This is a genomic window from Pseudokineococcus marinus, from assembly GCF_013004605.1.
In the GTDB taxonomy this organism is placed as follows: domain Bacteria; phylum Actinomycetota; class Actinomycetes; order Actinomycetales; family Quadrisphaeraceae; genus Pseudokineococcus; species Pseudokineococcus marinus.
Genome location: NZ_JABEMA010000006.1, coordinates 17,241 through 41,469 on the forward strand (window position 1 = coordinate 17,241; position 24,229 = coordinate 41,469).

Here is a 24,229-nt window from a genome sequence, read left to right on the forward strand (position 1 = left end):
TGGTTGGCCAGCCCCCGCTGACGATTACCGAGGAGTCGAGGTGGGTCAGTGGCTGCGGTGTTGGAGCTGCTGGAGGTAAGCGTTGTAGGCCTCCAGGTCCGCGTCGCCGTACTGGTCGACGTGGCGGTCACGGGCGCGGGAGCCACGGTCCTCCTCGCGGTGCCAGCGCACGAAGATGATGAGCAGCAACAACACGGAGGGGATTTCGCCGTAGGACCAGGCCAGGGCGCCGGCCAGTTCCTGGTCGGCGATGACGTCGACGCCCCACCCTGGTGGCGGCGCGGCGAAGACGGTGACCAGGGGCGTGACCGAAAGCATTACGATGACGCCGAAGAAGGCGTGCAGGGGCATTTCGAGGAACATGTCCGCGGCGCGCCCGAGGTGGCTCTGACGGACCGGCAGCGGGTCGCGGGACAAGACCGCGGCGGTGAACAGGACCCCGGCCGCAAGGAGGGCCAGCTCCAGCCCGGTGTGCCCGGCCCAGGTGGACAGCACCGAACTGGCCAGGTCGGTAAGGTAGAGCCCGTAGAAGCAGACTAGGAATAGAGGCACCATAAAGGCTGGGTGCAGCAGCACTCGTCCTGCGCGGGACCTCAGCCCCCAGTGCGCGCCGCACAGCACCATGCGTCCGGCGCCGTGGTGAGGCGTAGCCCGCAGCAGGAGGGTGCCGGGGCGGCCCAGCACCAGCAGCGGAGGCACAGCCATCATCAACGTCAGCTGCTGGAACATGAAGGCCGAGAACAGGCGCAGACCGTAGCCCTCGATGCCGAAGCCCATCACCACCACCAGGACTGCGCAGCCGCTAAGGAACGACAGCGTCGCCCATGGCGACCAGCGTCGTCCGGTGGTCCACATCCGCACCGCCCCGGCCAGGTAGGCCGTCGCCATCACCACTGCCAGCGCCGGCAGGACGGGCAGTGGTTGCAGGGTCGGGGCGAACAACGTGGCCAGCGAAGGCGGCGCCGTCGGGACCCATACCGGCCCCCAGGTGTCCATCAGCGCACCTCTCCGGCCCTGCTCGCCCCCGGAGCCCTGAGGCTGTGCTCGCCTCGGGAGGAATTGCGATTGCGACCCAACGCAGCGGCATCCGGCGCCTCGTGGGCGGGCTCGGGAGCATGGTCCTGGCCTGTGCGTGGACGCTGGCTCTCGTGGGCGTCGAACTTGGCCAGGGCTTCGCGTTCGCGGCGGTCACCGTTCAGCATCGATCGGATCACCCACCAGAACAGCAACCCGACGAACAGGCTAGGGGCTAGCGCGGCCGGGATCCCCAGCATTCTTGTCCTTCCTCTCGCCGTGGTGGGGTGTCGTGCCGGCGCGAGACCTGGACGTCGCGCCGATGTGGACCTCTAAAGGAGAGCCCAGCTGGCGAAACGCGCGCCCAGGGCGCTGGTCCACTGCCCCCACAGGCCGGTGACCAGCAGCAGGCCCACCACGACGAGCAGCGCCCCGCCGGCACGGGCCAGCACCAGGCGGTGACGGCGCAGGCCCTTCAGGCCCCGGACACCTCGGGCAGCGGCCAGGGCGACCAGGACGAAGGGGATGCCCAGGCCGGCGGCGTAGGCCGCGGCCAGAACGATGCTGCGACTGCCGGAGCCGGAGACGAAGGCCAGCGAGGTGATCGCCGCAAGCGTCGGTCCCATGCAGGGAGTCCACCCGAGGCCGAAGGTCACCCCGAGCAGCGGCGCACCAGCCAGACCGGGGCGTGGTCGCACCCGGGCGGTGACCGTGCGCCCCAACACGGGCAACGCGGGTAGGACGCCGGCGAAGGCCAAGCCGAGCAGGACGACCAATACCCCCAGCACCCGGGCGATCTCACTGGCCCACTGGGTCAAAAGCCCGCCCAGGACTCCTGCGCTGAAGCCGATGACGATGAACACGACACTGAACCCCAGGACGAACAGCACGGCTCCGGCCAGCAGCCTGCGGCGGCCGCGGCCCTCCAGCCCGCCAGCGCCCACCCCGGTGTCGGCTTGCCTGGTACCGCCTCCCCCGGTGCTGGCCAGCCCGGTGACGTACCCCAGGTAGCCGGGCACCAGCGGCAGCACGCACGGGGAGGCGAAGGAGACCAGTCCGGCCAGTGCCGCGACCGGCAGGGCCAGCAGCATCGGCCCGGCGAAGGTGATCGCTCCGAGGGTGTCCGGTGCGGCGTGCAGGACCGGGCTCACGTCGCCTCTTCCAGCGTCTGGGCGATCACCGCGCGCAGCAGGGACGGGTCGATCTGGCCGAGGAAGCGGGCGGTGACCCGTCCCTGACGGTCCAGCACCAGCGTGGTCGGGGTCGCCGAGGGGGGCAGCGCGCCGTGCAGCGCCTGCACCGCGAGCCCGTCGCGGTCGAGCAGCGAGGGGTAGGGCACGCCGTACTGCTCTTCGAAGGCGATGGCCTGAGCAGCCCCGTCACGGGTGTTGATGCCCAGGAAGCGGACCCGGTCCGGGGCGGTCTCGGCCGAGATCACCGCCAGGTCCGGCGCCTCCTTGCGGCAGGGCCCGCAGGCGGCGAACCAGGTGTTCAGCACGACCACGTCACCACGCCAGTCGGTGATGTCGACCTGCTCACCGGTCAAGGACTGCCCGGACATCTCGACCGGGTCAGCGCGCTCCTCGGCTGCCAGCTGCACCAAGCTGCCGTCCCCGGCGACGTACCCCTGGTCGACCTGCTGGGTGCCCCCTGGCGAGGCCGATGTCGCGCAGCCGCTGACACCGACGGCAGCCGCCACGGCCCAGACCGCCACCTTCCACCCGCCGGGCGCGAACCAGCCCACCCCGGCCACCGCTGTCAGATCCAGCCCATGGGGTCGACGGCGTTGCCGTTGACCCGGACCTCGAAGTGCAAGTGACAGCCGGTCACGGCGCCGGTCTGGCCCTCGTAGCCGAGGATCTCTCCGCGGGTGACCGTCCCGGAGGTCTTGGTGAAGCCGCTCATGTGGGGGTAAGCGGTCGCGACGGACTGACCGTCGATGAGGCCGTGGTTGACCACGGTGATGTTGCCGTAGCTGCCGTTGTAGCCGGCCGAGACGATCTCACCGTCCTCGGCGGCACGGATAGGGCTGCCGCACCCGGCGGCCAGGTCGACACCGGAGTGCATACGCATGTACCCGCGGATGGGGTGCATCCGCATGCCGTACGGGGAGGTGATGCGCCCCTCAGGGCGCCGCAGCGTGCTGCCGCTGTCACGGCTGGCCGAACGGCTGGCCGCCGAGGGCGCCCGCGAGGCCTGCTCCTGCGGCGCGCTCTGGGCGCTCGCGCGGGCCGCTGCCTCGGCCGCCTCCGCGGCGGCACGGGCCTTGTCGGCCTCGGCGATCTCGCGGAGCCGGCTGCCGAGGGCATCGGACTCGGCCTGCAACTGGTCCAGGCGGGCCTGCTCCTCGTCCTGGCGGCTCTCGATGGTGGCGACCGCGGCCTGCCTGCGTACGGCCAGCGCCTCGATCTCGGCCTGGCGGGCGCGGGCGTCGACGGCAGCCTGCTCGGCGACTTCGGCCTGCTCGCGGGCCTCGGCTTCCAGGGCGGCGACCTGTTCACGGACGGCGTCCAGGCGTGTGGCCGCGCTGGAGCGCACAGCCTGGTCGGCCTCAGCGGCGGCGAGCAGGCCGGCCTCAGCCGAGGACAGCCCGGAGATCGCCGCGGTCCGAGAGGCGTAGTCCGCCGCATCCTGGGACCCCAACGCCAGCGACAGCGCCCTGGGGGTGCCGCTGCTGCGGTAGGACTCCGCGGCCAGGCGCCCGATCGCGGCAGCAGAGGCGTCCATCGACTCCTGGCTGGCCTGCACGCTTGCCGCGGCGGCGGCCTGCGCGGTCCGCGAGGCGGCCAGCCGGTTGGCGAGCTCCTGCGCAGCAGCCTGCGCGCGAACCTGGACCTCGGCGGCCAGATCCGCGGCCCGCTGGGCCCCGGGCAGCTGCTCCTGCACGGCGGCGTACTCGGCGTAGGCCGCCGTCAACTCCCTCGAGGTGCCCACGAGGTCCTCCTGCAACGCCTCCAGAGCCGCGTCGACAGCCTCCTTCTGCACCGCCGGCGCCTGCCCCGCCTCGGGAGCGGGAGCGGCCGTCGCCGGGCTAGCACCGGTGGCCAGGGACACCACGACCGCAGCACTGACGACCGCCAGGGACCGGCGGGCTTGCGCCCGCCTGCTCGGAGGGACCCGTAGGCGGCTCCCCGGGCGGGTGGGAGCGGTCCCGACGGATGCGGTGGTGCGCTTCACAGGTGTGCGTCCTCAAGATTCGTGAAGGGGTAGGACCGGCACGGCCCCGTGGGCTGGCAGCTGCGGTTGTCGACGACGCCGACCGCCGTGCTGGTGACGCTGGCGGCGGTCCTCACCGCCGCTGCGCGAGGGCCGCGTCGACCTGGGCACGGAAGTCCTCGATGCTCGTCGGCTCGATGCGCTGGCCGTCGAGGAAAAACGTCGGGGTGGACTGGACCCCCAGGGCCTGCCCGTCGGTGAGGTCGCGCCCCACCCGTGACAGGGTCCCCGGGTCGGCCACCGCCGCGTCGTAGGCGGCCAGGTCCAGCCCGAGGTCGGCCGCGAAGGTCCGGAACAAGTCGGCCTGGGACTGCTGCTGCTCGCCCCACTGCGCCTGGGTGGCGTACATGCGCTGGTACATGGCCTCGAAGGCGCCCTGGCCAGCGGCAGCCTCCACGGCCACCGCGGCGTTCTCAGCGTTGGCGTGCCCGGGCAGAGGGAAGTACCGGGCGACCACGCTCAAGCGGCCGTCGTACTCCTCCCGGATCTGCTCGACGAGCGGGTAGGCCGCCGCGCACGCCTCGCACTCGAAGTCCAAGAACTCCACCAGCACCGGAGCATCTGGCCCGGCGTCGGACAAGTAGTGGCTGTCCGACGCCACCACCGGCACCTGGGCGCCGGGCGGCGGCGGCGCGTTGCGGCCACCAGTGACCAGCGTCACCACCACCAAGGCGGCCACCGCGGCCAAGAACCCACCCGCCAGGCCCCCCAGAACCCGACCCGTCCTGTGAACCCGCCGCTGGACGCGGCTGAGCGCAGCCGCCCCGGCGGGCGGTCGCGCAGGGGTACTGGGCACGGTCGGCCTCCAGGTCAAGGATGTGGTGACGGGCTGATGCGCAAGCCGGACTGACGTCCGTGACCCGACGGTAACAAAGCAACCTGGGTTGAGGTGTGAGCGGTCGCGCGCCGGTCGGGGCCCGTCTGCACAACCGCAGGCAGCCCTCTGCCCGGGCCCCGCGAAGGCACTGGGTGGGTCCTTCGTGCCCAAGAGGCCCCCAGCGGCCTCAGGCAGCGGTAGTGGTGGGCGCGGTGCTCATGGTCGGCTCAGGGCTGGCGACCTGATCCACCCCGCTGACGGTGCGACCGCCGCCTCCGGGACCACCGGGACACCAAAGGCAGCAGCACCCCCGCCCCCAGCACCACCTCCGGGACCGGCCCCAAGCGGGTAGCGAGCGTCTGGGAGGTCCGCAAGGGGACCTCGCCGCGCAAGACCGCCTGAGTGAACAGGTCGGTGCGCACCGGGGCGCTGCCGTCGGGAGCGATGATGCTGCTGACTCCCACCGTAGAGATCTGCACGACGGCGCGGCCGGTCTCGATGGCTCGCAGCCGGGACATCGCCAGCTGTTGGACGGCTTCGTCGGAGTACCCGAAGGTGGCGTTGTTGGTCTGGACGACGAGCATCTGCGCTCCCGCGCGCACGGAGTCGCGCACGAGGTCGTCGAAGGCCACCTCGAAGCAGATGACGTCGCCGACGCGGACACCGCCCATCACCACCACACCCCCCTTGGTGCCGGGCAGGAAGTCCCGGGCGACCAGATCGACCTTGTCGCTGAACAGGCGGAAGAAGTCGCGGTAGGGGATGTACTCCCCGAAGGGCGCGGGCTGGCGCTTGACGTAGCTGCGGCCGGGCACGGCGGTGGCACCTTCCAGGCCCTGGGCTGGGGTGACCACCAGCCCGGCGTTGGACAGGTACTCCCCCGGCCCATCCAGCACCGCCCCGACCAGCAGCGGCGCCTGCACAGCCCGGGCGGTCGCCTCGATGTCGCGGCGCGCCTTGTCATCGAGATAGGGGTCGATGTCGCTGGCGTTCTCCGGCCACAGGACCAGGTCCGGGCGTGGCGCGGCGCCGACCTGAACCTCGCGCGCGTACTCCAGCGTCGCCTGCACGTGATTGTCCAAGACGGCGCGGCGCTCGGCGTTGAAGTCCAGCCCCGGGCGCGGCACGTTCCCCTGCACAGCGGCCACCTGCGCCGTCCCGGCCTGCGGCGCACTCGGGCGAGGCACCATCGCCCCCGCCGCCAGCACCAGTACCGCCGTCAAGGTCAGCACCACAGCCCTGCTTGCCACAACTGCCGAGCGCGGCGACGCCGACGGCGCCCGGCCGCCCGTCCCCGCTGCCGCCGCAGCGGCCAACACCGCTAGGGCCAGGGCCGTCCCGGCGGCCACCACGGCCGCGGTGACCAACGGCGCACCTCCCACCGCGGCCCACCCCGCGGCCGGGGAGTCCACCTGGGAGAACGCCAAGCGCCCCCACGGAAACCCACCGAAGGGCACCCGCGCCCGGGCAGCCTCGATCGCGACCCACCCGCCGGTCACCGCCACGATCGACCACCCGGCGGGCAGCCGCTGCAGGAAGGGCATCACCGCCCCCAGCACCGCATAGAAGCCCGCACAAGCCGTGGCCAACGCCACCCACGGCAGCAGTCCTACATAGGTCCCGCTCCAGGCCAGATGAGGCACCAAGAAGGCCAGCCCGAAGACCAACCCCACCCCCAGCCCCGCCCGGGCCCGCCGCCCACGGGTGGCCAGCACCAGCGCACATACCCCCACCACCGACGCCGGCCACACCCCACCCGTTCCGAGCGCGCCGGGAAAGGCCGACCACGTCATCCCACCGCCAACCGCGGCGAGCACCAGGGCAACCGGCAGCGGCGGCGCCGCGCCTGTACCAGAAACCGGCGACCGGCCCGCGCCGCCGGCCCACTGCGCGTGTAGAGCTGGCCACCTACGGTCGACTGCCACCCACCGGACGCTACGTCCGCCTTCCACCCGCACCGGCACGGGCGTCGACTCGCCCACAACGAATCAACGAGGGTTAGGATGTGGACGTGGAGGACGAGGCGTGTGACCTGTTGTGTCTGGACCTGCCGCACGCCGAGGCGGTGCGGACCGCGCTACCGCCCGCACCGGACCTGGAGGGGGCCGCTGCCCGGGCCAAGGCTCTCGGCGACCCGACCCGGCTGCGGATCGCGCTGGCCCTCGCCACCGGCGGGCCGATGTGCGGGTGCGACCTGGCCTGGGTCACCGGCCTGGCGGCCAACCTCGTCTCCCACCACGCCCGCGTCCTGCGCTCGTGCGGGTTGGCGTCCTCCCGCCGCGACGGCAAGCTCGTGGTCTACCGGTTGACCGCCCTCGGGCACGAGCTGCTCGGCGTTCTCGGCATCCCCCGCGTCCACGGGGTTCACGGGGTTACCGACACGGTGGCGACCGAGCAGCCGGGCGCGGGCCGGCCCGCCGGACCGCTGGACCTCCCAAGTGCGGTGGTGGCGTGATGGCGAGGACCTCCCGCGTGCCCGTGGCGACCGACGACCCGGCGCGCCGGGCGGTGCTGACCCGGCGGGTGCGCCTGGTCGTGGCCGCCACGATCACCTGGAACGTGGTCGAGGCGGTGGTCGCGATCACCGCCGGGCGGATGGCCTCCTCGGCCGCCCTGGTCGGCTTCGGTCTGGACTCCGTGGTGGAAGTCGCCTCGGCGGCCGCGGTCTCGTGGCAGTTCGCCGCCCCCGACCCGCAGGCCCGGGAACGGACGGCGATGCGGGTGATCGCGGTGTCCTTCTTCGCCCTGGCGGCCTTCGTCACGGTCGACGCCGCGCGGACCCTGCTCGGGGCCGCCGAGGCCGAGCACTCGAGCGTCGGGATCGTCCTGGCCGCGCTCAGCCTCGTCGTGATGCCGTTCCTGTCGTGGTTCGAGCGCCGCACCGGTCGTGAGCTCGGGTCGGCCTCAGCGGTCGCGGACTCCAAGCAGACGCTGCTGTGCACCTACCTGTCCGGGGTGCTGCTGGCCGGGCTGCTGCTCAACAGCTTGCTGGGGTGGGCCTGGGCGGACCCGCTGGCTGCCCTGGTCATCGCCGCTGTCGCCGTCAAGGAGGGCCGCGAGGCGTGGCGCGGGGACGCCTGCTGCACCCCGGTCACCGCGGTGACCCCGCCGGCGCCTACCGACTCCGGCGTCGAGCAGTCCGCCCCGGCAGGTGGTAGCTGCTGCACCGATGGGTGCTGCACCCCGACGTCGGCGAGCAGCGACACCTCGCCCCGGCCGCCCTCGGGCGCGGCCCGGTGAACGGACACACCCACGCACCGGCTGCCAGTAGCAGCGCGGGATCGCAGCGGACCCGACTGGTGGTGGTGCTCGCGTTGACCTCGACCGTGATGGTCGTCGAGGTGATCGGCGCGCTGATCTCCGGAAGCCTGGCGCTAGCGGCCGACGCCGGGCACATGCTCACCGACGTCGCCGGCCTGGCCATCGCCCTGGTCGCCGCGACGCTGGCGCTACGCCCGGCCACCGCCCAACGGACCTGGGGCTACCGACGCGCCGAGGTCCTCGGCGCCAGCGTGCAGGCCTCGGTCCTGCTCGCCGTCGGGATCCTCGTCCTCGTCGAAGGCGTACGACGCCTGCTCGACCCCCCACCGGTCCAGGCCACCGCCGTGGTCGTCTTCGGCGCCGTCGGACTGGCCGTCAACGTCGTCGGCCTGCTCGTGCTGGTCCGCGGCCGTGGGTCCAGCATCAACACCCGCGCCGCCTTCCTCGAGGTCCTCAACGACGCCCTGGGGTCGGTCGCCGTGCTCGCCTCGGCCGTGGTGATCGCCACCACCGGGTTCCAGCGCGCCGACGCACTGGCCTCGATCCTCATCGCGGTCCTGATCATTCCCAGGACGCTGAGCATCCTGCGCGAGGCGACCCGGGTACTGCTGGAGTCCACCCCCCGCGGACTGGACCTGGACTCCGTACGCGCCCACCTGCTCGATCTCGAGCACGTCCACGCCGTGCACGACCTGCACGCCTCGGAGATCGTCACCGGCCTGCCCGTGCTGTCCGCCCACGTCGTCGTGGACGACTCCTGCTTCCACGACGGCCACGCCCCCCGCATGCTCGACGCCCTCCAGGCCTGCGTCGCCGAGCACTTCACCGTCTCGATCGAGCACTCCACCTTCCAGCTCGAACCCCGGACCCACCACCGGCACGAGGCGCCCTCCCATGCCTGAGCCCCGGCCCACCCGCCGACACGCGGGCCGTCCCAACGGCGGCGCCGTGCTCGTGGTCACGGCACCGGTGCTGACCGCTATCCCGGTGCTGCTGGGCCGGATGCGCCGCGACCTCGAACGCGACGGCCGGCTACATGCCGGTACCGCCGCGTGGATGTGGACCGGCTACGCCGCCCACGCCGCCCTGCTCACCACCGCTCTGGCCCGACGGCCGACCTCGCCCCCGCTACCAGCACCGGCACGCGCGGCAGCCCTGGCCCTCACCGGCGCCGGCAGCGCCCTCCTCCTCGCCGGGTTCCGGCGCTTCGCCGGACCAGCCCAGCTCACCGGCACCGACGCCGGGCCCCTCGTCACCGGCGGGGCCTACCGCTACAGCCGCAACCCCCAGTACACCGGCGCCGTCGCCGCGCTCACCGGCGCTGCCGCCGCCCGCCGCTCCCCTACCGCGCTGGCCCTGACCGCCGCCCTCGCCGCCGTCTACCGGGCCTGGGTCCCCACCGAAGAGCGCCACCTCACCCACCACTTCGGCGCCCCCTACCGCGACTACCACACCAGGACACCCCGCTGGCTCGGACGACCCACCGTCGTAGACCCCTGGCCCACACCGGCCTGAAGCTGCTCCATCACCAGCCGGAACACGACCGGCCCCCGTCCCAGCAAGCGACCGCCTACTGGAGCACCTCGCGACTCCAGGCGCGGTCCGGGCTCGCGGTCGTGATCTTGTGTCACTGGGGATCCTCAACTGGGATGCCCGCATGACTCTTCGCTCAACTAACGAAGCGGTGCAGTACCGCTGGGCGGAACCGTGAGCGGGGTCGGACGGACTGCCGCGATTTGCCCGCCGCACCGTTCGATCGTCGTCGGCGTCGAGGCGGTGTTGTCGACGGCGCAGACGGCGAGGACCCGCTCGAGGCCGGAGGGCGCGCAGACCGAAGCCGACGTGGCGAACCCACCGCACGTTCTCATCGTCTCTTCCACGGCCTCGTCCTCGTCGGTGGACACGCAGTCGCTGCGCGGCGCGAGAGGGCGTCGCCCCGAGAGAGACCCCGCACCATCCCGCTAACATCGGCCTATGACGATGACGGCTGGTCCCGGCGTGGTCGCGCGCCAGACGGCTCGAGGATCCGAGGAGGGCACGGCGCTGTTGGCGGCGGCGTGCCTGTTCCGGTCCCTGGCGGACCCGTCGCGGCTGTCGATCCTGCGGCACCTGGCCCTGGGTGAGCGCCGGGTGGTGGACCTGATGGCCCATCTGGGGCTCGCGCAGGCGACGGTCTCCGGTCACCTGGCCTGCCTGCGGGACTGCGGCCTGGTCACCTCCCGCCCGCAGGGGCGCGCCTCGCTGTTCTCCCTGGCCGTCGGCCCCGAGCTGCTCGAGCTGCTGGTGGCCGCGGAGCGGGTGCTGGCTGCCACCGGTGACGCGGTGACCCTGTGCCCGACCTACGGCGCCGACAGCACCGCCGACGCCGGCGGCAGCACCACTGACACCCCTGCCTCGAGCCTTCCGGCCCCGGGCCCGCCGGCCGAGGCGACGACCTCCGGCACGGTCAGGGGCGCGCGGTGAGCGAGCACACTCCCGCTGCGGGAGGACCGGTCACCCCGCCCGCCGGAGCGGACGAGGTCCAGGTCGAGCGGCTGACCCGACGCGGGCTGCGCCTGGCGCAGTTCACCGTCGTCTACAACGTCGCCGAGGGCGCGATCGCGATCACCGCCGGCCTGATGGCCGGCCTGGTGTCCCTGGTCGGCTTCGGCCTCGACTCCGGCATCGAGTCCGTGGCATCAGTGCTGGTGGGTCTGCGCCTGGCCGCCCGGCTGCGCAACGGCGCCACCGACGAGGCCAAGGAACGCCGGGCGCTGCGACTGGTGGCCCTGACCTTCTTCGTCCTGGCGACCTACGTCACCGTCGAGGGCATCCGCGGGCTGCTCGGTGGGCAGGCACCAGACACCTCCCGGGTCGGGATCGCGCTGCTGCTGGCCTCCGTGGTGATCATGCCGCTGCTGGCCCGTGCCAAGCGCCGGGTCGGCCAGCAGCTCGGTGGTGACCAGCTCGTCCTCGCCGACGCCGCAGAGACCAAGATCTGCGTGCTGCTGTCCATCTCGACCCTGGCCGGGCTGGCCCTCTACGCCTGGACCGGCGCCGCGTGGCTGGACCCTGTCGCCGGGTTCGTCATCGCCGCCTTCGCCATCCACGAAGGCCGGGAAGCGTGGGAAGGCGAGCTCGTCGAAGACCGCGACGAGGACGACGACTGACCTGAGCATCGCGCCGTAGACCTGAGGCCCACTGCCCTGACAGAGCACCTGCCTGCCGCGACGCCCACCGCTGACGCTGCACCAGTCACCCGGCCCCCCCGGGTGGTCCGGCAGGCTGCACCGCCCATGGGTCATGAAGGACGGTGCAGCTGCCGGTCACCGAGACGACCGGGGTAGTCCCGGCGGACCGTGCACCAGCGCGGCCCCGTACCACTGGGCCGCTGAGGCTGACCCCCGCCTGGCGGACGGGGTCAGGAGTCGTCGGTCCCCTGGAGGGGGGCGAAGCTGACTCCCCCGTCGGCGGAGGACAGCACAGCTGCTGATGTCACGGCCATCACCTGCAGCGCTCCACCGTCCTGGCGGGAGGCGGCCACGGCCTGGGGCGGGCCGGGAACGGCGCCGGGTGTGGCCCAGGTGGCGCCGGTGTCCTGGCTCACGGCGACCGTGCCGTCGGGGGTGATGCCCACGATCGTGGTGGCGTCAGCCATCGCCGCGACCTGCAGCAGGGGTGCCTGCTCCAGCACCGACCACGAGGCGCCGGCGTCGCGCGAGAGCGCCGGACCGTCCTGGCTGGTCGCCAGCACCGTCGTCCCCTGCGGTGAGGACGCCAGCGCGAAGGGCTGCACCGGCGCCTGGGTCGTGGTCCAGGTCCGGGCGTCGGCGCTCATCCGCAGCTGCCCGTCGAAGCCGATCACGGCGCCCTGCAGCGCGCTGAGGGCGTGGAAGTCGGACTGGCCCTGCCGGGAGAGGGCCGACCACGACCGTCCCCCGTCGGTGGACTCGATCAGGCCGACGGGTTGTGGCAGGTCGACACCCGGGCCGGGGTGGCCGGAGGCGTAGAAGTGGTCCGGCCCGGCGACGGTGAACCCCATCAGGTCGATGACCGGGCCGACCCGGACGGGCGTGCCGTCCTGGTAGGAGAACAGCCCGTCGTGGGTGGCCAGCTGGACCACGCCGTCGGCGGGGTTGATGCCCACGCCATGCACGTGATCGCTGGGCAGCGGCGCTGCCGCGGTCTCCTGGCCCTGCACCTCGCCTCCACTGCCAACACCTGCACCTGCACCTGCACCTGCACCAGCCGAGGCACCAGCACCGGCGCCCGGGGCGTCGGGCAAGGCCTCGCCCTGCGGGTCGTCCGCGCTGCACCCGGCCACCAGGACGGCCACCAGCACCACCCCGCCGACCGCGCTCCCGCCCCGTCGAGCGCCCCGTCGAGCGCCCCGGGCCGCCGAGACGCTCACAGCTGCTCCAGCAGCTGGTTCATCTCGTCGATCTCGGCGGTCTGGTCGGCTGCGATGACCTCGGCCAGGGCAAGCGCCTGCGGGTTGGCTCCCTGGTCCTGCTCGGTGCGCGACATCTCCACCGCGCCTTCGTGGTGGGCGACCATGCCGGTCAGCCACATCTGGTCGAACCCTGCACCTGACATGCCCTCGAGCTCGTCCATCTGCTCCGAGGACATCATCCCGGTCATCTCGGGGCCGTGGCTCATGCCCCCCATGCCTCCCATGCCGTCCATGGACATGCCGTCTATGGACATGCCGTCGGGGACCTCCTGCCCCCAGGTGCGCAGCCACGAGCTCATGGCGTCGATCTCCGGGCCCTGCGCCGCGGTGATGCGCTCGGCCAGGGCCTGGACCTGCGGGCTCTGCGCCCGCCTGTCAGCCATCTGCGCCATCGCCAGTGCGCCGCGGTGGTGGACGATCATCTGCTGGGCGAAGGCGACGTCGGCGTCGTTGTGCTCTGCGGCGACCGTCGCCGTGCCCGTGCTGCCAGGACTGCTCGAGCCGGGACTGCTCGGGGTGCTGGGGCCGGGGGTGCTGGGGCTGGGGGTGTTGCTGGGGCCTGCCGTGACGGTGGAGCCGTCGGTGCTGCAGGCGGCCAGCCCCAGGGACAGGGCGGCTGAAGCGGCGACGGCAACGGCCAGTCGGTGGGTCTTCTTCATGAGGGGTCTCCTGTAGCCGCTCCGGGTGGGATGCCACGGCGAAGCGGGTGGAACGGGCGGGGGAAGGGATGCGGCAGCTCGTGGTCCCTGGTCGGGACCGCGCCGGCTCCTACACCCGCACCACGCACAAGGAGATCCGTGGGCGCCGCCACGGCACACCGCGGGCGCCTGTGCCTCCGGGAAGGGTGTGGCTCTGGGCCAGCCACCGCGCCGCGGCGGTCGACCACGGCGTGCGCAGCAGACGCGCCGCTGCGAGGGCGCCCAGACCCACGCCGGCCCCGACCAGGGCCAGCAGGCACCCGACCGCCATCAGGTGGTCGCCCCCGTGGTCTTCCTCCGCAGACAGGACCTGCGCGGAGGTCGGGTCGACAGGGACGACATGGGCACCCGGCACCTCGGTGAGGGCGCCCGGCAAGCTCGGGTCCGAGAGACCAGGTCGACGGTCGGCCGCGGCGGCGGCCGCGTCGTCTGCGCGGGCGGCGAACGGCGGATGGCCCTGGGCTGGCTGACCTGCCGGGTGCTCCGCAGGGCTGTGCGCGGCACGGGGTGCCGCGAGAGAAGACGAAGCACCGCTCGAGGGTGCCGCCGCAGCGCTCAGACCGTGCGTGGCCGACAGGCCGTGCATGGCCAGGAGACCGCTCAGCACCAGCAGGAGCAGGCCCCACGTGGCCCACGCGCCCCTCGTGGTGAGGGCCGGGGCACTACCGCGCTTCACCGCCGTCTCCTCCTGGTCTCGGGTTCCCGGGCTGCCGGCGCCGGCGCCGGCGCCCGTGGACCAGCACGATGGCACCACACCAGCCGCCAGCCTGCGGCAGGGCCCTGCCCCGGTAACCACCGGGCCAGGGCTGCGCGTGCGTCGGTCCGCTCCTCAGGTGCTGGCGCAGGTCATCGACGAGGACGGCGGTGTCGTCGCGGACCAGCCGCATCCGCCCCAAGCCCCTCGATGGCCCTTCGACGACGCGGCACAGGCGCACGCCCGACGACCGAGGAGCCGGGAACAAGCATACCCCCCAGGGGTATTGTGGTGGGCATGTCATCCACCCAGCTGGTTCCTGGCCCGGGACAGGCGCACGGTCGCCGCCACCGCGGCGCGTCACCTGGTACCGGCGCCGCGGTGCAGCACACCTGCCCGATGCATCCCGAGGTGCGCCAGCAGGGGCCCGGTTCGTGCCCGATCTGCGGGATGGCACTGGAGCCGGTGACGGTGAGCGCCGACGACGGGCCGAGCCCGGAGCTGGCGGACATGACCCGGCGGTTATGGGTCGCGGTGGCCCTGACGGTGCCGGTGGTGGTCCTGGAGATGGGCTCGCACCTGGTCCCGGCGGTGCACGACCTCGTGCCGCCGGCGGTGTCGGTGTGGATGCAGCTGGCACTGGCGACCCCGGTGGTCCTGTGGGCCGGGTGGCCGTTCTTCGTGCGCGGGTGGGCCTCGGTCCGCAGCCGGAACCTGAACATGTTCACCCTCGTCGCCCTCGGGACCGGGGTGGCGTTGGCCTTCAGCGTGGTGGCGGTCCTGACGCCGGGGATCTTCCCGGCGGCCTTCCGCGGTCCGGGCGGGACGGTCGACGTCTACTTCGAACCGGCCGCGGTCATCACCGCCCTGGTGCTGCTCGGGCAGGTCCTCGAGCTGCGCGCCCGGGAGCAGACCTCCGGGGCGGTGCGTGCCCTGCTGGACCTGACGCCGCCGACCGCACGGCGGGTCGAGGCCGACGGGTCCGAGCACGACGTCGACCTCGCCGACGTCGCCGTGGGCGACCTCGTGCGGGTGCGCCCGGGCGAGAAGGTCCCGGTCGACGGGACCGTCGTCCAGGGCCGCGCGAGCGTGGACGAGTCGATGGTCACCGGGGAGTCGATGCCGGTGACCAAGTCCGAGGGTGACGCCGTGATCGGAGGGACGTTGGCCGCCGGTGGGGGGCTGCTGGTGCGCGCCGGCGCCGTCGGCGGGGACACCGTCCTGGCCCGGGTGGTCGACCTCGTCTCGGCGGCGCAGCGCTCCCGCGCCCCGATCCAGGCGACCGTCGACAAGGTCGCCGCGGTGTTCGTGCCCGTCGTCATCGCCGTGGCCGTGGCCGCCTTCGTGGTGTGGGCGCTGGTCGGCCCTGACCCGGCCCTGGCGCACGCCCTGGTCGCGGCGGTCAGCGTGCTGATCATCGCCTGCCCCTGCGCGTTGGGGCTGGCGACGCCGATGTCGGTGATGGTCGGCGTCGGCCGCGCCGCCGGCGCCGGGGTGCTGGTCAAGGACGCCCAGGCGATGCAGCAGCTGCAGCGGGTGGACACCGTCGTCGTCGACAAGACCGGCACCCTCACCCAGGGCCGCCCTCAGCTGACCGGCGTCCAGGTGCACGGCGACGCCGACCCCACCCAGGTGCTGGTCTTGGCCGCGGCGCTCGAGCGCTCCTCCGAGCACCCCCTGGCTCACGCCGTCGTGACCGCCGCCGACGCCGGTTCCGGTGGTGGCGTCGGCGGCGTCGGTGCTGGGCGATCGCTACCGGCGGTCGAGGACTTCACCGCCCCGGCGGGCCGTGGGGTGTCCGGGCTCGTCGAGGGCCACCGCGTCCTGGTCGGCAGCGCCAGGCACCTGCGAGAGCACGACGTCGACCCGACCCCTGTCCAGGAGCTCGCCGAGGGGGTGCGTGCCGGCGGCGCCACCGCCGTCCTGGTCGCCGTCGACGGCACGCCCGCCGCTGTGCTGGCCATCGCCGACCCGGTCCGCCAGACCACCGCCGAGGCACTGTCAGTGCTGCGCGCCGAGGGCGTCGAGGTCGTGATGCTCACCGGCGACGCCGAGGCCACCGCCGCCGCGGTCGCCGGTCAGGTCGGCATCGACCGCTTCGAGGCCGAGGTCACTCCCGAGCGCAAGCACGAGGTCGTCCGCGAGCTCCGCGAGCAGGGGCACGTGGTGGCGATGGTCGGTGACGGCGTCAACGACGCCCCCGCCCTGGCCGCGGCCGATGTCGGCGTGGCGGTGGGCACCGGCACCGACGTCGCCCTGGAGAGCGCCGGCATCACCCTGCTGCAGGCCGACCTGACCGCACTGGTCCGCGCCCGCCGGCTGTCGCGGGCGACCATGGGCAACATCCGTCAGAACCTGGTCTTCGCGTTCGTCTACAACGGCGCCGGCATCCCGATCGCCGCCGGCGTCCTGTACCCCGCGACCGGGCTGCTGCTGTCCCCCGTCATCGCCGCCGCCGCGATGGCCCTGTCCTCGGTCAGCGTCATCACCAACGCACTGCGACTGCGCACCACCCGCGCCTAACCAGAACCTGCCTCCGTCGTCAAACACCCCAACAGCCCGGGTCGCCACCCCAAGGATCAGGCGTGCTGCACGAGCAGACGACAACTGAGTCGGGACACACAAGTCGCGTCCCAGTTGTCGACCCTCAACCGGCGACGGTGCAGGTCAGGACCGCGCTGAGGCAGCGCCTCGCGGCTCGTGTCCCAGCAGACCCGCCCGGAGAGCCGTCCCGGTCAACGGGCGTCAGGTGAAGTAGCGAAAGGCCGACGACGACGGCCTCGCTCGGTCGGCCCGACGTTCGTGACGAGATGATGAGACGTCGGTGCTCTCGCTGCCGCCGCGCCATGCGGAGCTAACGCAGCTCGCCGGTGGAGCGGTTGACGTCGCCCTCGTTGAGGTCGTCGTCGGACGTGGAGGACACGCGCTCGAGTGCAGCGGAGAGCAGGTCCGCGTCGGTCGGCCGCGGGGCGCGAGGCGGCTTGTGGCGGTCTTCGCAGGCGCCGAGCTGGTAGTCCTCGTGCAGCCGCGCGAGGCACGGACGGAGCAGGTCGCCGTGCCAGGACGTCATCGCGTCGCCCGGCTCGTCGCTGGCTTCGACCGTGGCCGCCGACACCCAGGCGGCCCGCAGGGCCGCGAGCTCGAGCACGACGCCGCTGTGAGCAGGCCAACACGGGAACACGCTCTTGGACGGTCGCAGGTCGTAGGTCGCGTTGAGCCAGTCGACCCAGGCCGCGAGCTCGCGCCAGTCCTCGGTGCTGGCCCGAGCGACCCACGACCGCGCGGGGGCGGCGTCCTCGGCGTTCGGCTTGCCCTCGTCCTCAGCCTGCCCGGCTCCCGTGCCAGCGGGACGACGACGCGCGAGGTCGACGAGGGCAGCACCCAGGTCCTCGACGACGTCCTCGAGCTCCGAGACGCGCCCTTCGATGGTCTGCGGCGGCAGGTCCTCGACGTCCTCGGGCACGTCGCCCGCGCCGTCCTCGGGCGTGCCGGCGCTCACGAGCGCGCCGCCGCGCTGCCCGCGAGGCGACGCTTTTCGACGGCGTCCCGGTCGGCGGACAGGGTCTTGGCGTCGGACCGCTCGAACCAGGGCGTCATCCGCAACAGGACCGCGCCGCGGTTGCGGTAGATCAGCAGGGCGTGGCCGTCGGGGATCTGGCGGGCCTCGTCGGCGCGCAGGACCTTCCGGTCCGCCAGCTGCTCGGAGGAGGACGTCATCCGGCCGGTGGTCTGGTCGTATGAGATGGTCGCGCGGGTCAGCTCGACGTCCCCGACGAGGGCGGAGTAGCGGTTGAGGGCGTCGGTGTCGGTGAGCCCACCGAGCAGCAGCTCGGCGGGCATGTTGTCCATCAGCGCGTTCGCGCCGTCTCGCCCCCACCGCCGGCGGGCCTGGGCGAGGGACTGGAGCGCGAGGACGAGCTGCATCCCGAAGCCGCGGGCGTCGGTGCCCAGGTCGGGCAGCTTGGGCAGCGGGGCGACGTTGGCGATCTCGTCTCCCACCAGGCGCAGCGGCGGGTCCAGACGCCCGCCGGGCAGGCGGGCGGCAGCAGCCTTAGCCGCGTCGACGACCTCCTGCAGGAGCATCGCGCACAGCGGCGCCACGTTCGTCGAGGCGTTGGCGTCCGCGACCAGGAACAGGGTGTCGGTGGAGGCGACGAAGGCGGCCGGGTCGAAGGTCGGGACGTCCTCGCGGGGGGTGACCCACCGGGTCACCCGGCGCATGGCCATCGGCTCGACGGCCTGCTGGAGGGTCTGGCGGGAGGAGGCCACGGTCTCGTCGGCGCCGGTGGCCACCGAGCGCAGCAGCCCGGCCCACATCGTCTCGGCCCGCTCGTCGGTCGAGGTGCGGATGATGGCCTGGGCCTCCTCGGCGCCGTCGTCGAGGTGGATGGCCCACTCGATGACGTCGGAAACCGGGCGGCCGTCGAGGTCGGCGGCGTGCAGGAGCCGCGTCAGCGCGGAGCTGGCGTTGGCGCGGAAGAAGCCAGCGTTCGTGGAGGACTTGTCGTCGGCGGACAGGCCTGCGGCGAAGGCCAGGCCGCGGGAGATGGCGGTCTGGGCGTCGGCGCAGCCGGCCACGGGGTTCCAGACCATCGGCTCGGGCCAGCCGAGCCGGTCCAGGGGGTCGAAGACCCACACCCGTCCCTTGGCGCCGCGCCGGGTGGCCACGACGTCGAGGATGTCGGCGCGGGTGCAGGTCACCACCAGGGCGCCGGGGGCGTCCAGGGCCGCGGGGATCATCACGTCCCGGGACTTGCCGGCGCCGGTCGGGGCGACGACGCCGACGTGGTCCTCGAGCGCCAGGACGACCGGCTGACCGCCGGTCGTGGCACCCATCGGCAGACCGACCTCGGACACGGGGGCCTTCTTGCGCTGGGCGTCGGTCATCCCGGGCCGGGTCTGCGCGGCGCCGGCGCGGGCGCGGGCCTCGCCCAGGCCCTCGCGCACGGCGGCGTCGCCGGCGAAGCCCTTGGTGCGGCGGTGCTTGGCGCGCCACGCGGCCCAGGTGAAGGCCCACAGCACGAAGAGGCCGAAGGCCGCGACGGCCAGGGCGCCGAAGACGGCCAGCGTCGTGGTGGTGGAGGCGGCCCCGGGCACGTCGAGGGGGTGGCCGGACAGCAGCGCCCGCAGCGTCACGGCGACGTCGGGCGTGGCCACGCCCGAGGCCGTCCAGGCCACCGCCAGGTGCCAGCCGCCGGCGACGGCGGCCACGAGCAGCGCGAGGGTGAGGTTGGCCCGGGCCCGCCAGGACAGGACCGAGGTGGTCTGGTCGGTGCGGCCGAGCTGGCTGCCGAGCTGGCGGGGGGCGCTCACAGCCCGCGCCCGCGGCCGTCGAGCATCATCGCGGAGTCGGTGTTGGTGATGACGCGCTCCATCGTCGAGCGGACGTGCTCGACGTGGATCTCGCGGCGGGAGCCGATCTTGAGCAGGTGGTGGCCGGTGTTCAGGTTCGCCAGCACCCCGGCCGAGGACGGGTCCAGGCCGTAGGTGCGGATGACTGCCTGGACGTCGTCGTCGCGCTCCTGCTTGAACAGGTGGGCGGTGCCGGCCTCCTTGAGCATGGCGATGGCCGGGTCGTCGACGGGGATGTCCGCGACGTGGTGCAGCGCGGCGATGTTCGACAGCCCCAGGCCGCGGGCGAGCTTGGAGTTGCGCCGGAACACCCGTCCGCCGGGCCCGCCGACGAGGTCCCATCCCTCCTCGGCCACGAAGTTGGTGCGAAGGCCCCGCTGCTGGCGCAGCGTGCCCAGCAGCCAGACGTTCGCCACGGCCATGACCATCGAGACGGCCGGGCCCTCGTCGGGCAGCTGGGAGACGTCGAAGACCGTGAGCCGGTCGGCCAGGCGCACCTCCGGGCTGGTCTCGCCGTCGAAGAGCCCGGCGAGCTCGTCGGACAGCAGCGCGGAGAGCATGTGCCGGACCGCGACGCCGCCCTGGTGCAGCTTCTCCTTGGTGGCCGGTGAGTGGTCGGCGAACTCTGGGTGCAGACGCCCGAGCTGGGCCAGCAGGTGCTCCAGGCGGGGGGTGATGCCGTCGGCCTCGGCCTGGCGCAGCGTGGCGCGGTGCGCCGCGCGCAGCGCGGGCCGCTCCCACTTGGTCAGGCCCTCGCCGTCGTTGGCCAGCTCGGTCACCGCCCGCAGGAGCCGGTACTGGCCGGCGATACCGGCCGAGGCCAGGACGACCGGGTCGAGGATGTTGATGGTGGTGCCGCCGCCGCCGAGGACCATCCGGAAGGGCTCGTTGCCGAACTGGCGGGCGACCTCGGCGTACTCGCCCTCGCCGTTCTGGTCCTTGCGGTCCATCACGACCACGCGCCGGCCTCGCAGGATCAGCGGGCGCAGCACGTAGACGGTCTTGAGCAGCGAGGACTTGCCGTTGCCGATGCCGCCGAGGACAACCACGGCCGGGGAGTCCACGACGCCCTGCTCGTAGGCGGTGAAGGGGTCGTGGGCGACCATCGTGTTCGACAGCCGGTCGCGCCCGACGACGATGCCGTGGGCGTCGGTCGGCGCCGCCACCAGCGTCGTGTTGAGGACCTCCGCCTGACGGGTCGAGGTCAGCGCGGGCGCGGCCACGGGCGCGTACCAGCCCCGCCGGGCCCGGCGCCCGTTCTTGCGCGCGACGTAGCCCTTGGGCTCGGGGAGCACCATCACGCCGTCGTCGGCCGCGGGCGCGGGGGTGCTCGGCGCGTCCTCCTGCTCGCCCCGCTTGCCGCGACGTCGACGACGGCGCGTGTCGGAGGAGTCGGCCGGGGACGCCGGCGCCCCGGCCCGGCCCGCGCTGGAGTCGGCGCCGGGGGTCGTCGAGGGGGCCGGCGTGCCCTCGACCGCGGCGTACCACTGCTCGCGCTTGGCCAGCGCCCGCCGCTGGCGGCGGCTGAGCCCGCCTGCGTCGGTGCCCTCGACCGGCTCCTGGGTCGGGATGGGCGCCGTCGCGGTGCTCGAGCTCGTGGCGGCGGGGTCGTCGTCGAGGGCTGGCCCGCCGGCCTGCGCCAGAGCACCCGTGACCGAGGCGGCTACGGCCGGGGCCGTCGGCGCGGGGATCTGCTCACGGGCGCCGCGCCCGCGACGAGCGCGACGCGGCGCCTTGGGCGCCTGCGCCGGCGCGGGGTAGCTGGCGGCGTCGAGGGCCATCGGCCCCGCGTCGGCCAGGTCCGCCTTCGCGCCGTGCTTGGACCGCCTGGGGCTGCGGGGGGCCATCACATCGCCTCCTTGCTCCCGGTGCCGGCCAGCAGGCCGCGCACCGTCGTTCCGGTCGAGCGCCCGACCGGGGCCATGCCGCGTGCCAGCGGCCAGGTGCAGGCCGACGCGGCGGCCTGCTGGGTGTCCAGCCACTCCAGCGAGGCGATGCCGGCGTTGCCGGCGGCCTCCTCGATCCGGGCGCGGGCCTCGATCAGCTCCTCACGGGAGCGGGCGGAGATCGTCAGGTGCCCCGCCCACCCGGCGCCGTGGTGGCCCGATCCGGGCCGCAGGTCGTCCAGACGCGCACGGGCCGCCGCCAGGCCGGCGGACAGCTCCTCGCTGGTCAGCACGCCCTTCTCCTTCTGCGCCTCCAGGTCCGCCAGGTCCGTGGTGACGTCGGTACGGGCCGCACGCCGGGCGTCCGCGGCGGGGATGACCTCGGTCTGCAGGCTCAGGGTCCGCACGATCGGGTAGGGGAGCTGGGACAGCAGCGGTGCGATCCACAGCGACGTGCGCGGGCCGGTCTCGAACGCCTCGATCGGCAGGAGCGCCGTGCGGTGCCACCACTGCTCGGGGTTGCCGTCGGGGTCGACGCCGCTGGTGACCGTGGCCGACCACTCGTCGCGGGAGGGCGCCCACGGGGCGTCGATGTCGACGTCCGCGGCCTGGTCGATGGGCCACGACGGCTGCTGCATGTGCCGCAGCACCGCGGCGAGCTGCGCGGCCGAGACCGGGGTGACCTGTCCGAGCTTGGCCCCCTTGAGCTGGGAGCGGACCTGGGTGATCTGGGCCTTCATCAGCCGGCGCCAGCCCTCCTGGGCGGGGCCGCGGCGGGCGGCCTCAGCGATGAAGTCCGGCGTCAGGGGCCAGCGGGCCACCACGTAGTGCCGCTGCATCAGCCCTGACCGCGAGACCCGGGTGACCACCTCGTCGTAGGACTCCACCAGGGTCCTGGGGGCGGCGTCGTCGAGCTGGGACCACACCCACGCCTCGTGGTAGGCCGAGTCGACCGGCACCACCCGGGTCAAGGACTGCACCCGCTTGGCCAGGGACCCCTTGGACCCCAACCGGGCGAGCATCGCCCCCCACGACGTCATCGCCAGCTCGAGGAAGGCGTCGGACTCCATGCCCCTGATCTGGCCCTCGACCGCGAAGGCCACCGACAGGTAGGCGTCCTCCCCGGTGGGGGTGTGCCAGGCGATGCCCGGCTCACCGCGGCCGCGCTGGAGCCAGTGCATCCCCTCGGCGCCGTCGGGCCAGTCCCGGTAGCGCGCCCACTCCCGGGCGGCCTGCGCCTTGGCGGCCCGGCCGCGCCCGCGCGGGGTGCCGTCGACGTCGTCCGGGCGCGTGGCCACGGGGGCGAAGTCGACGGTGCCGGTGCGCTGGCGCTCGGCCCACCGCTGGCGGGCCTGGAAGCGCACCAGCGGGGAGCCGCGGTGCGTGCGCATCGTGGCCACGTAGACCACCGCGGCCGCCACGACCGTGGCGATCAGTCCCGGGGTCTGGAGCGTGATCGTGGCCACGGCCCCGGCGATGCCAACGACGATCAGCCCGACGGTGCGGGTCTTGCCCTGGGTGCCGCCGAAGAAGCCGCGACTTCCGGCCTCACCGCCGAGGGTGCGGGTCTGCACGTCCCTACTCCTTCCCGTCGGCGGCGCTGTCGTCGGCGCCGTGGTCCATCTGCTCGCCGGCCAGGTCGCCAGCGCTCTGGGCGGCCTGCGCGGTCTTGGAGACCGCGGCACCGGCCGCCTTCATCCCCTGGCCTGCGGCCATCAGGCCCACGCCCACCGGGGCCCCGGCGCCCGAGGCCATCGCCAGAGACCCGGCCGAGGTGACCTTGTCGCCGGTCTCCTGCGTCTGGCCGCCGGCCTCCGCGAGACCAGCAGTCGCGCTGCCCGAGCTCTCGCCGGGGGCACCGGTGTCGGCGGTCTCCGCCGCGTCCCCCCCGGCCGTGGCCGGCGCACCGATCGGGTCCGGCCCCTTGCCGCCGGCCCCGCCGGGACCGGCCTCGACGTCGCTGTTGGCGGCGGCCGCCGCCACCCCGACGCCGGGAGCCGCCGCGGAGGCACCCGAGGCGGCCGTCGACCCGGCGCTGGACGCCGCGCCGCCGGCCTCACCGGCAGCCGCACCCGCGCCGGCCCCAGCACCGGCGGCCTCGCCGGCCGCGCCGCCGCCGCCGCTGCCGCTGGCCTCCATCGAGGACGTCGACGCCTTCTGGTCGTCCAGGCGCCCGGCGAGGCCGCCGGTGGCCGACGTCGAGGTGCTGTCGGTGTCCGCGCTGGCGTCGGCGCCGCCGTCGGTGTCGCGCGACATCTGCCCGAGCTGGGAGTCCGAGGAGGACTCCGGGTAGGACGGGCCAGCGCTGGCGCTGCTACCACCGGGCACCGACAGGGACGGCCCCGCCGTCGAGACCCCGCCCGGACCGATCGGCGCGAACTTCAGCAGCGCGACCGGCGAGAGCGTCGCCAGCAGCAGGGCGATGACCGCGACGGCCAGGTTCGTCAGGATCACCATGCCCGGCTCGTCCCACTCGGTCGCCAGGTTGCCGACCATGCGGAAGGCCACGCCCAGCAGCAGGAACAGCAGGACGTGGGAGAAGCAGATGCCCAGCCAGACCATCAGGATCTTGAGGCCCTTGGACCGCTGTCTCGGGTGGACCAGCCACACCAGCGACAGCGGGATCAGCACGCCGGTCAGGTACAGCGTGACGAGCATGACCAGCAGTACGACGAAGACCAGCAGCAGCGCCAGGATCAGGCACATGAACAGGATGATGGCGACGGCGGCGCCGCCGACCATCTGCGCGGAGTTGCCCGCCGCGATGGCGTCGTTGAGCGCTCCGGTGGTCTCCTCGACGCTGCCGGCGATGCCCCACCGGATGATCGAGTCCGTCAGCGCGCCGGTCAGGCCCAGGAC

Annotated in this window: 19 protein-coding genes and 1 pseudogene; 7 read left to right on the forward strand and 13 right to left on the reverse strand. The window is 73.7% G+C overall.

The features are described from left to right. Positions 1–45 precede the first annotated feature (45 nt). The 6 genes from HLB09_RS01185 to lnt form a co-directional block, all read right to left on the reverse strand. The gene (locus HLB09_RS01185; RefSeq protein WP_171201589.1) at positions 46–996 is read right to left on the reverse strand and encodes a cytochrome c oxidase assembly protein; all 951 of its coding nucleotides are present in this window, start codon (positions 994–996) and stop codon (positions 46–48) included. A 350-nt stretch (positions 997–1,346) separates the two neighbouring features. Continuing rightward, positions 1,347–2,165 (reverse strand): cytochrome c biogenesis CcdA family protein, encoded by an 819-nt coding sequence (locus tag HLB09_RS01190; protein ID WP_322789971.1) that lies wholly within the window; start codon positions 2,163–2,165, stop codon positions 1,347–1,349. Further along, positions 2,162–2,767 (reverse strand): TlpA family protein disulfide reductase, encoded by a 606-nt coding sequence (locus tag HLB09_RS01195; RefSeq protein ID WP_212755694.1) that lies wholly within the window; start codon positions 2,765–2,767, stop codon positions 2,162–2,164. Before HLB09_RS01195 ends, HLB09_RS01190 begins: the two co-directional genes overlap by 4 nt. 5 nt (positions 2,768–2,772) lie before the next feature. Continuing rightward, positions 2,773–3,999: a peptidoglycan DD-metalloendopeptidase family protein gene (locus tag HLB09_RS19655; RefSeq protein ID WP_171201590.1), complete on the reverse strand. Its 1,227-nt coding sequence runs from the start codon at positions 3,997–3,999 to the stop codon at positions 2,773–2,775. A gap of 304 nt (positions 4,000–4,303) precedes the next feature. After that, positions 4,304–4,891 carry a DsbA family protein gene (locus HLB09_RS01205; protein WP_322789972.1) on the reverse strand — a complete coding sequence of 196 codons (588 nt, stop codon included), beginning with the start codon at positions 4,889–4,891 and terminating at the stop codon, positions 4,304–4,306. A gap of 383 nt (positions 4,892–5,274) precedes the next feature. Further along, positions 5,275–6,972, reverse strand: coding sequence for an apolipoprotein N-acyltransferase (gene lnt, locus HLB09_RS01210; RefSeq protein ID WP_322789973.1), 1,698 nt, complete (start codon positions 6,970–6,972; stop codon positions 5,275–5,277). Between the two features lie 86 nt (positions 6,973–7,058). Here lnt and HLB09_RS01215 point away from each other — a divergent pair, with 86 nt between their 5' ends. The 6 genes from HLB09_RS01215 (at position 7,059) to HLB09_RS01240 (ending at position 11,457) form a co-directional block, all read left to right on the forward strand. Next, on the forward strand, positions 7,059–7,502 hold the full coding sequence (locus HLB09_RS01215; protein WP_171201591.1) for an ArsR/SmtB family transcription factor: 444 nt from the start codon (positions 7,059–7,061) through the stop codon (positions 7,500–7,502). Beyond that, positions 7,502–8,287, forward strand: coding sequence for a cation transporter (locus HLB09_RS01220; RefSeq protein WP_171201605.1), 786 nt, complete (start codon positions 7,502–7,504; stop codon positions 8,285–8,287). The genes HLB09_RS01215 and HLB09_RS01220 overlap by 1 nt, the downstream gene beginning before the upstream one ends. Positions 8,288–8,361: 74 nt before the next feature. Beyond that, a complete protein-coding gene (locus HLB09_RS01225) occupies positions 8,362–9,210 on the forward strand; it encodes a cation diffusion facilitator family transporter (RefSeq protein WP_246233961.1) in 849 nt (282 codons plus the stop codon). After that, complete coding sequence (locus tag HLB09_RS01230) at positions 9,203–9,823, forward strand: methyltransferase family protein (RefSeq protein ID WP_212755696.1); 621 nt, start codon at positions 9,203–9,205, stop codon at positions 9,821–9,823. Before HLB09_RS01225 ends, HLB09_RS01230 begins: the two co-directional genes overlap by 8 nt. A gap of 459 nt (positions 9,824–10,282) precedes the next feature. After that, positions 10,283–10,771, forward strand: coding sequence for an ArsR/SmtB family transcription factor (locus HLB09_RS01235; RefSeq protein WP_246233963.1), 489 nt, complete (start codon positions 10,283–10,285; stop codon positions 10,769–10,771). Further along, complete coding sequence (locus HLB09_RS01240) at positions 10,768–11,457, forward strand: cation diffusion facilitator family transporter (RefSeq protein WP_171201593.1); 690 nt, start codon at positions 10,768–10,770, stop codon at positions 11,455–11,457. Before HLB09_RS01235 ends, HLB09_RS01240 begins: the two co-directional genes overlap by 4 nt. A gap of 251 nt (positions 11,458–11,708) precedes the next feature. On the opposite strand, the gene HLB09_RS01245 is transcribed toward HLB09_RS01240, so the two are convergent. Both HLB09_RS01245 and HLB09_RS01250 read right to left on the reverse strand, forming a co-directional pair. Then, on the reverse strand, positions 11,709–12,488 hold the full coding sequence (locus HLB09_RS01245; RefSeq protein ID WP_212755698.1) for a F510_1955 family glycosylhydrolase: 780 nt from the start codon (positions 12,486–12,488) through the stop codon (positions 11,709–11,711). Between the two features lie 206 nt (positions 12,489–12,694). Continuing rightward, positions 12,695–13,399, reverse strand: coding sequence for a DUF305 domain-containing protein (locus HLB09_RS01250; protein ID WP_171201594.1), 705 nt, complete (start codon positions 13,397–13,399; stop codon positions 12,695–12,697). A gap of 943 nt (positions 13,400–14,342) precedes the next feature. On the opposite strand from HLB09_RS01250, the gene HLB09_RS01255 reads away from it, so the two are divergent. Continuing rightward, positions 14,343–16,655, forward strand: coding sequence for a copper-transporting P-type ATPase (locus tag HLB09_RS01255; RefSeq protein ID WP_171201595.1), 2,313 nt, complete (start codon positions 14,343–14,345; stop codon positions 16,653–16,655). 331 nt (positions 16,656–16,986) lie between these two features. On the opposite strand, the gene HLB09_RS01260 is transcribed toward HLB09_RS01255, so the two are convergent. From HLB09_RS01260 to HLB09_RS01280, 5 genes and pseudogenes are all read right to left on the reverse strand, one after another. Next, positions 16,987–17,631, reverse strand: a complete 645-nt coding sequence (locus HLB09_RS01260; RefSeq protein WP_171201596.1) for a hypothetical protein — start codon at positions 17,629–17,631, stop codon at positions 16,987–16,989. After that, a complete protein-coding gene (locus tag HLB09_RS01265; RefSeq protein WP_171201597.1) occupies positions 17,628–19,445 on the reverse strand; it encodes a type IV secretory system conjugative DNA transfer family protein in 1,818 nt (605 codons plus the stop codon). Before HLB09_RS01265 ends, HLB09_RS01260 begins: the two co-directional genes overlap by 4 nt. Beyond that, positions 19,442–21,331 carry an ATP-binding protein gene (locus HLB09_RS17625; RefSeq protein WP_212755703.1) on the reverse strand — a complete coding sequence of 630 codons (1,890 nt, stop codon included), beginning with the start codon at positions 21,329–21,331 and terminating at the stop codon, positions 19,442–19,444. The genes HLB09_RS01265 and HLB09_RS17625 overlap by 4 nt, the downstream gene beginning before the upstream one ends. Next, the gene (locus HLB09_RS01275; protein ID WP_171201598.1) at positions 21,331–22,944 is read right to left on the reverse strand and encodes a hypothetical protein; all 1,614 of its coding nucleotides are present in this window, start codon (positions 22,942–22,944) and stop codon (positions 21,331–21,333) included. The genes HLB09_RS17625 and HLB09_RS01275 overlap by 1 nt, the downstream gene beginning before the upstream one ends. Positions 22,945–22,948: 4 nt before the next feature. Next, positions 22,949–24,229: pseudogene (locus HLB09_RS01280) on the reverse strand (hypothetical protein); the annotation flags it as partial.

Bases quoted from the DNA above. Each gene is read 5' to 3' on its own strand.
- HLB09_RS01185 (WP_171201589.1), bottom strand. From the start codon at position 996: ATGGACACCTGGGGGCCGGTATGGGTCCCGACGGCGCCGCCTTCGCTG.
- HLB09_RS01220 (WP_171201605.1), top strand. From the start codon at position 7,502: ATGGCGAGGACCTCCCGCGTGCCCGTGGCGACCGACGACCCGGCGCGC.
- HLB09_RS01230 (WP_212755696.1), top strand. From the start codon at position 9,203: ATGCCTGAGCCCCGGCCCACCCGCCGACACGCGGGCCGTCCCAACGGC.
- HLB09_RS01235 (WP_246233963.1), top strand. From the start codon at position 10,283: ATGACGATGACGGCTGGTCCCGGCGTGGTCGCGCGCCAGACGGCTCGA.
- HLB09_RS01250 (WP_171201594.1), bottom strand. From the start codon at position 13,399: ATGAAGAAGACCCACCGACTGGCCGTTGCCGTCGCCGCTTCAGCCGCC.
- HLB09_RS01255 (WP_171201595.1), top strand. From the start codon at position 14,343: ATGGCCCTTCGACGACGCGGCACAGGCGCACGCCCGACGACCGAGGAG.
- HLB09_RS17625 (WP_212755703.1), bottom strand. From the start codon at position 21,331: ATGGCCCCCCGCAGCCCCAGGCGGTCCAAGCACGGCGCGAAGGCGGAC.